This window comes from Corallococcus sp. CA047B (assembly GCF_003612065.1).
GTDB lineage: Bacteria > Myxococcota > Myxococcia > Myxococcales > Myxococcaceae > Corallococcus > Corallococcus praedator.
Genome location: NZ_RAWD01000352.1, coordinates 1 through 9,314, shown reverse-complemented (window position 1 = coordinate 9,314; position 9,314 = coordinate 1). Strand labels below are relative to the sequence as shown.

General features: G+C 71.2%; 6 protein-coding genes and 1 pseudogene. 6 read left to right on the top strand and 1 reads right to left on the bottom strand.

The window, feature by feature from the left end; translation table 11 throughout:
* Nucleotides 1–333: 333 nt before the first annotated feature.
* Together D7X74_RS35300 and D7X74_RS35295 are read left to right on the top strand one after the other, a co-directional pair.
* The gene (locus D7X74_RS35300) at nt 334–2,937 is read left to right on the top strand and encodes a pitrilysin family protein (protein ID WP_120537392.1); all 2,604 of its coding nucleotides are present in this window, start codon (nt 334–336) and stop codon (nt 2,935–2,937) included.
* Nucleotides 2,938–3,020: 83 nt separating this feature from the next.
* Complete coding sequence (locus tag D7X74_RS35295) at nt 3,021–3,887, top strand: 50S ribosomal protein L11 methyltransferase (RefSeq protein ID WP_120537391.1); 867 nt, start codon at nt 3,021–3,023, stop codon at nt 3,885–3,887.
* Nucleotides 3,888–4,141: 254 nt separating this feature from the next.
* Here the strand turns inward: D7X74_RS35295 and D7X74_RS35290 are convergent, their stop codons facing one another.
* Nucleotides 4,142–5,167 carry an asparaginase gene (locus D7X74_RS35290; protein ID WP_120537390.1) on the bottom strand — a complete coding sequence of 342 codons (1,026 nt, stop codon included), beginning with the start codon at nt 5,165–5,167 and terminating at the stop codon, nt 4,142–4,144.
* A gap of 121 nt (nt 5,168–5,288) precedes the next feature.
* Between D7X74_RS35290 and D7X74_RS35285 the strand changes: the two genes are divergently transcribed.
* From D7X74_RS35285 to D7X74_RS35270, 4 genes and pseudogenes are all read left to right on the top strand, one after another.
* Nucleotides 5,289–6,023 carry a 16S rRNA (uracil(1498)-N(3))-methyltransferase gene (locus D7X74_RS35285; RefSeq protein ID WP_120537389.1) on the top strand — a complete coding sequence of 245 codons (735 nt, stop codon included), beginning with the start codon at nt 5,289–5,291 and terminating at the stop codon, nt 6,021–6,023.
* Nucleotides 6,024–6,131: 108 nt separating this feature from the next.
* Nucleotides 6,132–6,398, top strand: a complete 267-nt coding sequence (locus D7X74_RS35280; protein ID WP_120537388.1) for a GlsB/YeaQ/YmgE family stress response membrane protein — start codon at nt 6,132–6,134, stop codon at nt 6,396–6,398.
* A gap of 278 nt (nt 6,399–6,676) precedes the next feature.
* Nucleotides 6,677–8,815, top strand: coding sequence for a S8 family serine peptidase (locus tag D7X74_RS35275; protein ID WP_120537387.1), 2,139 nt, complete (start codon nt 6,677–6,679; stop codon nt 8,813–8,815).
* Nucleotides 8,816–8,977: 162 nt separating this feature from the next.
* Nucleotides 8,978–9,314, top strand: a pseudogene (locus tag D7X74_RS35270) (hypothetical protein); the annotation flags it as partial.

The following is a 9,314-nucleotide window of genomic DNA, read 5'->3' as shown; positions in this document are numbered from 1 at the left end:
GGTGGGAGGCTTGGGAACCGTGATGGGCCTGGAGGGCGCCGGGGCGGGCGTCGCCACGGGGGCGTCGCCGTCATCCAGCAAATCCTTGAGGTCCGCGAACGGATCCGCCTCATCCGGAGGGGACGGCATGTGCGCTTCCCAGGTTACCGGCGGCGGGGGGTTTCCACCAGTTACGCGACGTCCCCGCCGTCGCTTCGCCTGCCTGGCGGGAGGAAGGCGGCACGGTCCGCTCGACGCGAGGGGCGCCGGGCGTTAGCCAATGGGGCAAACATCACACCTCACACACCTCGCCTTGCCTCCCCGGGGGGGCGGTGACAGCTTCGGACGCTCCCTATGGCCATCCGCTACGCCCTGCCCAACGGTCTCACCGTCGTTTTCGAAGAGCAGCACGCCGCCAAGGTCGCGGCCTTCCAGGTCTGGGTCAAGGCCGGCAGCGCGGACGAGCGGCCCGACCAGGCGGGGCTCGCCCACCTGCACGAGCACATGCTCTTCAAGGGCACGGAGCGGCGCGGCCCCGGTGAAATCGCCCGCGACATCGAGGCGCACGGCGGGGAGATCAACGCCTGGACGTCCTTCGACCAGACCGTCTACCACATCGTCATCGCCAGCCAGTTCGCCCGCACGGGCCTGGACATCCTGGGGGATGCGGTGCGCCGCTCCGCGTTCGACAAGGACGAGCTGGCGCGCGAAATCGAGGTGGTGTGCGAGGAGATCAAGCGCAGCTCCGATTCTCCGTCGCGCCGGGCCTCGCGCGCGCTGTTCGCCACCGCCTTCCAGACGCACCCGTACCGGCTGCCCGTCATCGGCACCGAGGAGAGCGTGCGCAGCTTCACGCGCGAGAAGGTGCTGGAGTTCTACCACCGGCACTACACGCCCAGGAACCTGGTCCTGTCCGTCGCGGGCGACCTGCGCGAGTCGGAGCTGCGCGAGTGGGTGGAGGAGATTTTCGGCGGTGACTGGGGCCGGCCCTACGCGGGCCCGGTGGAGCGTCCCCGCGACGCGGCGCCCACCGGCCGGCGCGTCCACGTGCAGACCGAGGACGTGAAGGAAGCCTACCTGCACCTGTCCTTCGCCATCCCGGAGTTGGAGCACCCGGACGTGCCCGCGCTGGACATGCTGGCGATGGTCATGGGCCAGGGCGAGTCGTCGTGGCTGGTGCGCGAGGTGAAGCACCGCCAGCACCTGGTCAATGACATCCATGCCTCCGCGTACACGCCCAAGGACCCGGGCATCTTCTCCGTGGGCCTGACGCTGCCGCCGGCCCAGGCGACGAAGGCGCTCACGCAGACGGCGCGCGTGCTGGAGGCGCTGCGCACCACGCTGGTGCCGGAGGAGGAGCTGCGCACGCTCAAGTCGGCGGTGGAGGCGGAGTCCGTCTACCGCAAGGAGACCGTGCAGGGCACCGCGCGCAACCTGGGCTCGTACCAGACGAGCCCCGGCGGCCTGGAGTCCGAGGCCCGCTACATGGAGCACATCCGCGGGCTGACGCTTGAAGACCTGCGCCGCGTGGCCCAGAAGTACCTGCGGCTGGAGCACGCCGTCGTCACCGCGCTCGTGCCGCCCTCCGCGGAGCTGACGGAGGCCTCGGTGAACGCCGCGCTGGACGAAGCGGCCAAGAGCCCCGGCATCACGCCCCCGGAGCGCGCCTCCCGGCCCGTTCCCCCGGATGCCCCGGCGCGTCCGGCCCGGAGCACGGCGGCGTCCGCGCGCTCGGAGGTGTACCAGGAGAAGCTGCCCTCCGGCGCGACGCTGGTGGTGCGCGTGGAGCCCCACGTGCCGCTGTTCTCCATGCGCGCGGCCTTCACCGGCGGCCTGCGCTACGAGACGAGCGAGGACAACGGCATCACCACGCTGGTGAGCCGCACCCTCACGCGCGGCACCACCACGCTCAGCGCGGATGAAATCTCCCAGCTGAGCGACATCTACGCGGGTAACGTCAGCGCCCAGGGCGGCCGCAACTCCGTCAGCCTGAAGGCGGACTTCCTGTCGCGCTACTTCGAGCCCGGCTTCCGGCTGTTCGCCGACTGCCTGCTCAACCCCGCCTTCCGCGAGGAGGAGGTGGCCCGGGAGCGCTCGCTGCTGCTGCAGGACATCCTCACCCGCGAGGACAAGCCGTCCAGCCTGGCCTTCGAACTGTTCGCGCGCACGCTGTACCGCGAGCACCCGTACCGGCTGCCGCTCACGGGCGAGAAGGCGTCGGTGGAGAAGCTGGGGCCGGATCAGCTCCGGGCGTACCACCGGCAGCACATGGACCCGTCGCAGATGACGCTCAGCGTGGTGGGCGACGTGCGCGTGGAGGAGGTGCGGGCGCTGGCGCTCGAGTACTTCGGAAAGGCGCGAGGCGGCGCGGTGGCGCCGAAGCAGGTGCTGCCGGAAGCGCCACCTTCAGCTCCGCGCACGGAGAAGAAGGAACTGGCGCGAGCACAGACGCACCTGGTGATGGGCTTCCAGGCGGCCCGGTTGACGGACCGGTGGCGCATCACGCTGGACGTGCTGTCCACGGTGCTGTCGGGCCAGGGCGGCCGGCTCTTCGTCGAGCTGCGCGACAAGCGCTCGATGGCCTACAGCGTGAGCAGCTTCTCCATGGACGGATTGGATCCGGGCTACTTCGCCGTCTACATGGGCACGAGCCCGGAGAAGGTGGACGCGGCCGTGGCGGGCATGCGCAAGGAGCTGGAGCGCATCCGCGACGAGCCGATTCCGGACGCGGAGCTGGAGCGCGCGAAGCAGCACATCATCGGCTCGTACGAAATCGACCTGCAGCGCAACAGCGCCCGCGCGACGCTGCTCGCGCTGGACACCTGCTACGGCGTGGGGCTGGACAACTTCCTGCACTACTCCGAGCACGTGGCGAAGGTGACCGCCGCGGACGTGCAGGAGGTGGCCCGCCGGGTCATCGACTTCGACCGCGTGGCCATGGCCGTCGTGGGGCCGTAGCGACACGGCCGGGGTCGGGGCTGACGTGCGTGGGAGCGTCCAACGGCGCTTCCACGCCGCACCGGCTGGGGTAGAAGGGGCGCATGTCCCAGACCTACCTTTCACTCACCGTGGATATCGCGGAGGAAGCGTCCGAGATTCTCCAGGACCTGCTCCACGAGTCCGGCGCCCTGGGCCTGGAGGTCCGCGACCACGAGATGCCCATCATGCCGGGCGTGCGCGCGCCCTCCACGGGCGAGGCCATCGTCGTCGCCTATTTCGAGGACCGCGACAGCGCGGAGGCCGCTCGCGACGCGGTCGCTGAATCCCACCCCAACGCGCGCATCACCCTGGACGAGCAGCCCCAGCAGGACTGGAGCAATGAGTGGAAGTCGCTCATCAAGTCCGTGCAGGTGGGCCGCCTCTGGGTGGGGCCGCCCTGGGAGGCGGAGAACGCGCCCAAGGACAAGCTGCGCATCGTCATTGAACCGAAGATGGCCTTCGGCACGGGGGACCACCCCACCACCGCGCTGTGTCTGGCCGCGGTGGACGACTTCATGGCCACGCACCCGGGCGCGAGCGTGCTGGACGTGGGCACCGGCACGGGAGTCCTCGCCATCGCCGCGAAGAAGCTGGGCGCGGGCACCGTGGTGGGCACCGACAACGACCCGGTCTGCGTGGAGCTGGCCCGGGAGAACTGCACCGACAACGCGACGCCGGACCTGGACGTCTCCGAGCGCGAGCTGACGCAGGTGCCGGGCACCTTCGACCTGGTGCTCGCCAACATCCTGGCCAACACGCTGATTGAACTGGCGCCCCTCATCGTCGCCAAGGCGAAGGACCGGCTGGTGCTGGCCGGCGTGCTCGCGCACCAGCGCGTGGACGTGGAGGCCGCGTTCCGGAAGCTCGGGTGCACGGTGCTCGCGGGCGCGCAGCAGGGCGAGTGGGTGCGCATCGACTTGCAGCGCTGAAAACAAAGGGGGGTCGGGTCGCGAACGGTGTCCGCCAACCCGACCCCTGCCTTGGACTCGCGAGGCTTTCCCCCTTGACCTCAGGACCTCGCGACTCCCGCCGTGTGCCGGGAGTCATTGCAGTCCGCGTGCCCGCATCGCCCCCAGATGGAGCGCGGGGCCTGGGACGCGGGGTTGTAGCGGGACGGGTTACGGGGTGTGCGGCGCGTGTGACCTTCCACGCTACAGCCGGGCTCCAGGCCTGGGTTTGGACCTCACGCGAAGCCGAGTGAACCGGCCGCGCGCAGGGAGCCCACCACTTCGCCCCGGGTGTTGAAGAGGCGCGGCTCCGCGTGGTGTTCCAGGCCCGCCATGGGCAGCGGGATGCCCTGCTGTTCGGCCACGAACCGGAGCACCGTGAGGAGCGCGGGCGCGGCGCAGCGGGCATCGCCGTCCTCCACCTTGAGGGCCACGCCCAGCCGGGCCCGGGGCAGCGCGGCGCAGTAGACGCCCTCCGCGCCAATCTTCACCACGGCCTCGCCCTGGAAGGCGGTCATCAGCTCCGTGCACGCGCGGCCCCTGCCCGCGACCAGCTCCGGGTGCGCCAGCATCGCCTCGCGCAGGCGGCGCGCGGACGGGTCCTCGGAGATGCCGAAGCGGGCCCACGCGGTGGCCATGGCGCGCAGGGGCAGGCCGAAGCACACCGCGAGGCACCCATCCACGCCCTTCACCAGCGCGTCGCGCGGCAGGCCCGTCCACTTCGCGATTTCATCCTGGATGCGCTCCTGCACCGGGTGTCCGGCGCTGGCGTAGCCCTTGGGGTCCCACCCATGGTGCCGGGCCAGCGCGAGCATGCCGGCGTGCTTGCCGGAGCAGTTGTTCCACCGGGGCGTGAGCGCCACGCCCGCGCGCAGCGCTTCCTCCGCCACGGTCTGGGACAGCGACGGATGCGGGCCACACGCGAGCTGGTTCTCTTCACAGCCGGAGGCGCGCAGCATCTGCATGGCGAGCGCGCGGTGCACGGGTTCGCTGGAGTGGGACGCGCACGCCAACGCCAGCTCGCGCGGGCCGAAGCCGTAGCGGTCCGCCGCGCCGTCCTGCACCAGCGGCAGCGACTGGAAGGGCTTGGCCGCCGAGCGCCAGAAGGTGACGCGGTCCGGGTCTCCCGCCGCCGCGACGAGCGTGCTCTCCGCGCTCACCACCGCGACGGAGACGACGTGGAAGGATTCGACGAAGCCGGAGCGGGTGGACTCGATGACGAAGGTGGACATGGGCGTGGCGGCCCATAGCAGGACGGGCATCCGCGTGTCCTGCCGCACCGGGACCCGCACCCGGGGGACGTGTCCGAAAAAGGGGATGCGGGGCTGGTGTCCGGGCGGGGCCTGCTGAATCCTTCGCGCCCCTCCTCCCAAGGAAGTCGCCGTGGTCCGCCTCTTCGTCCCCCTGCCCGAGCCCGCCCCTTCCGACGTCACCCTCACGGGCGAGCGCCGCCACTACCTCGTGCACGTGCTGCGGCTGGAGGACGGCGACGCGCTGGAGGTGTTCGACGGCAAGGGCCGCGCCTTCGAGGCACGCGTCACGGGCCTGGGCGCGGAGGACGTGCGGCTCGTGCTGGGCACCGTGCGCGTGACGCCGCCCGCGCGCGAGATGAGCGTGCTCCAGGGACTGCCCAAGGGCGACAAGCTGGAGTGGGTGCTGCAGAAGGGCACCGAGCTGGGCGCCACCGCGTTCCATCCGGTGGCGACCGCGCGCAGCGTGGTGAAGCTGGAGCCGAAGCGCGCCGAGGAGCGCACGCAGCGGTGGGCCAAGATTGTTGAAGAGGCCGCGCGGCAGTGTCGCCGGGACGACGTGCCGCGCGTGCACCCGCCGCGTCCGCTGTTGGAGGCGGCGCGGTCACTGACGCCGGGCACGCTCCTGCTGGTGCTGGACGAGGAGGAGTCCGCGGTGCCGCTGGGGGAGGCGTTCCGGAGCGTGGGGCCCGGCACACCGGTGGCGCTGGTGATTGGCCCCGAAGGCGGACTGGCGCGGGAGGAGGTCACGGGGCTGCGCGAGCTGGGAGCGCGGCCCGTCACGCTGGGCGCGCGCATCCTGCGCACGGAGACGGCGGCGCTCGCGGCGCTCGCGGTGATGCAGCATCTGGACGGGTCGCTCGGGTAGCAGGCGGGCGGGCAGACCCTCTCCCCATCCCGGGTCACGGATCCGTGTGCCCATTCCTACGTTTCTGCCATTCGGGACCTCGCGGGTCCCTCAAAAGGAGAGACTCTCATGGGGATCATTGCCTTCATCATCATCGGCCTCATCGCGGGCCTCATCGCTCGGGCCATCCTGCCGGGCAAGCAGAGCATGGGCCTGGTGGCCACCACCCTGCTGGGCATGGTGGGTTCGCTGGTGGGCGGTCTTGTCGGCTCGCTGTTCCAGCGTGATGGGAAGCTCTTCGACCTGCACGCCTCCGGCATCATCATGTCCGTGGTGGGATCGATCCTCGTGCTACTCCTGGTCGGAGCAGCGGGACGGCGCCGCGTCCACGCCTAGCGCGCGTCCGCCCATGAGAGGCGGAAGCCAGATTGAGGCGATGTGACCCCTCGTCAGGGTGAGTTGGCGGCGCGCTCCTTGGAGTGCGTCGCCAACCGTCGTTTCTGCTTCACGCGGGTGCCATCCACGGCCAGGGGCCCTGGCGCTCGTCCTTCCCGGGCGGGGTTCTGTCTCCCTGGCGAAGGCGTGGTCAGCGGGAAGTCGCAGGGTGCCGCATTGGCGAAGCCGGACTCCATCATGGCGCGGGTACTCATGCCCGCTCACGCTGGAGAAACACCATGCCCCGCAAGCCATCCGGCTCGCCCCCTCCTCCGCGCCCTCAAGGTGAACGGGAACTCGTGGTCATCGCCACACCGGAAGCAGGGCTGAGGGCACGCGCGACCGGGCTCCAATCCACGACGAACCTGGATGTGGCGCCGTTGACCAAGGTGCTCCAGGCCTCGAAGGCCCGCCTGATCCCGCTCTTCGGGCCCACCGAGGAACATGCGGCGCCCAAGGCCGCGGCGGGTGTCGACGGGGGCGCGCCCATGGTGCAGTTGCAGCGCTACTACCGGGTGGAGGCGGCGGACGAACAACTCGACGCGCTCGCCAGGTCCCTGCGGGCGCTCCCCATGGTGGAGGCCGCATACGTGAAGCCTCCCGCCGAACCGGCGTACGAGGTGCTCAACACCATGCAGCCGCAGGTCGTGGACGCGCCTCCCACCACGCCTGACTTCACCACGCGCCAGGGCTTCCTGGGCGCGGCGCCAGGTGGCGTCGACGCGCTTCATGCCTGGACGCTGCCCGGAGGGCGTGGAGCGGGCGTGAGAGTCATCGACATCGAGGGCGCCTGGCGCTTCACGCACGAGGACCTCACCCAGAGTCAGGGGGGCGTGGTCGGTGGCTCGCAGCTCCCGGACCCCATTTGGCGCAACCACGGCACCGCCGTCATCGGCGTCATCGGCGGCGACACCAACGGCCAGGGCGTCACCGGCATCTCCCCGGACGCCTTCGTCCGCGCCATCTCCATCTTCGGAGGGCTGGGCTCGGGCGGAGCCATCCGCCGCGCCGCGGACCTGCTGGGCGCCGGAGATGTCATCCTCATCGAACTCCACCGCCCGGGGCCGCTCGCCACGGGCGTGGGACAGGAGGGCTTCATCGCCATCGAGTGGTGGCCGGACGACTACGACGCCATCCAGTACGCCACCTCGCGGGGCGTCATCGTCGTCGAGGCGGCGGGCAACGGCGCCCAGGACCTGGATGCCCCCGCGTACGACGTGCCGCAGCCCGGCTTCCCGCCTGGCTGGTCGAATCCCTTCCGCCGCGGCGCACGGGACTCGGGCGCCATCCTCGCGGGCGCGGGCGCACCGCCTCGGGGGACGCACGGCCACGACCACGGACCGGACCGCTCGCGGCTGGACTTCTCCAACTTCGGCGCCGCCGTGGACGCGCAGGGCTGGGGGCGCGAGGTCACCACCACCGGCTACGGAGACCTCCAGGGCGGAGGCAACGAAGACCTCTGGTACACCGACGGCTTCTCCGGCACGTCCAGCGCATCCCCCATCGTCGTCGGCGCGCTGAGCTGCCTCCAGGGCGTCCGCCGGGCCCAGAGCACGGCGCTGATGACGCCCATGGAGGCCCGCGCGCTGCTGCGCTCCACGGGCTCGCCCCAACAGGACGCGCCGGGCAGGCCCGCCTCCCAACGCATCGGCAACCGGCCCGACCTGAGACAGTTGCTGGCGACCCAGGTGCAGACCGTGCCGCTGCACCGTTACTGGAACGCGGGCGCGGGCGACCACTTCTACACCACGAACTGGAACGAGCTGGGCGGCGGGAACCACGGCTGGGGTTACGAGGGCATCCAGTGCCACATCTACCCCACGGCCCGCTCGGGCACCGTGCCGCTCTACCGCTACTGGAACGCGGGCATCGGGGACCACTTCTACACCACGAGCTGGGGAGAGCTCGGCGCCGGGGCCTACGGCTGGGGCTACGAGGGCATCCAGGGCCACGTCTACCCCACGGCCCGCTCGGGCACCGTGCCGCTCTACCGCTACTGGAACGCGGGCATCGGGGACCACTTCTACACCACGAACTGGGGAGAGCTCGGCACCGGGGCGTACGGCTGGGGCTACGAGGGCATCCAGTGCTACGTGGAGCCCATGGCCCGGTCGGGCGTGCCCCTCACGGAAGGCGAGGCGGCCCGGGCGAGCGGGCCCGCGATGTCGGGCTTCGAGGCGGGATCCGGCATGCGCGTCATGCCAGGCCTGGAAGCCACCGGGGCCGTTCCAGCGTCCTTCCAGATGACGGGGAAAGGGACCACCGCTCCGGCCTCGTTCTCGACCGGGCGGATGGCGGGCAAGGAGACCCTGGAGATCGAGGGCAAGGGCGCCTCCTCGCAGGACGTGACCCTCACCCTCCGCATTGGCCGCGGATGAAGCGCGCTACACGCACCGTTTCCGAAGGACGGTGGCCGTTGGGATGATGAGCCCCTGACGGTTCCTCGGGCGAGGGACCGGCTGGGGGCTTGTCCTTTTCTTGCTACAGGTCTGAATGCGGCCTTTCATGGCGGCGGTTGTGCGCATCGCCAGGAGGATCCGTTGTCCAAGTGCCTGAAGTGCGGCGCCTCGCTGCCGCCGGTCGGAGATTGCACCGCTTGCGCCGCCACCGCCGCGCGCCCACCCACGGTCGCTCCCGTCCCGAGCCTGCTCGACCGCGACATCCATATTGATCGCCGCAAGCTGGGCGAGCGCAACGCCCCGGTGGCCACCGAGGCCACCACCCTTGATGGCGAACCGCTGGAGCCGGAGACCCTGCGGGGCACGCCCGTGTTCGCGATGGAACCTCCGCGCGGTCCCATCACCCCGCCGGGCATGACCCCGACGGTGCGCTCGGCCACGGGTGCACCCGTTCCTCCCGCCGCCCCCCGCGCCGCGG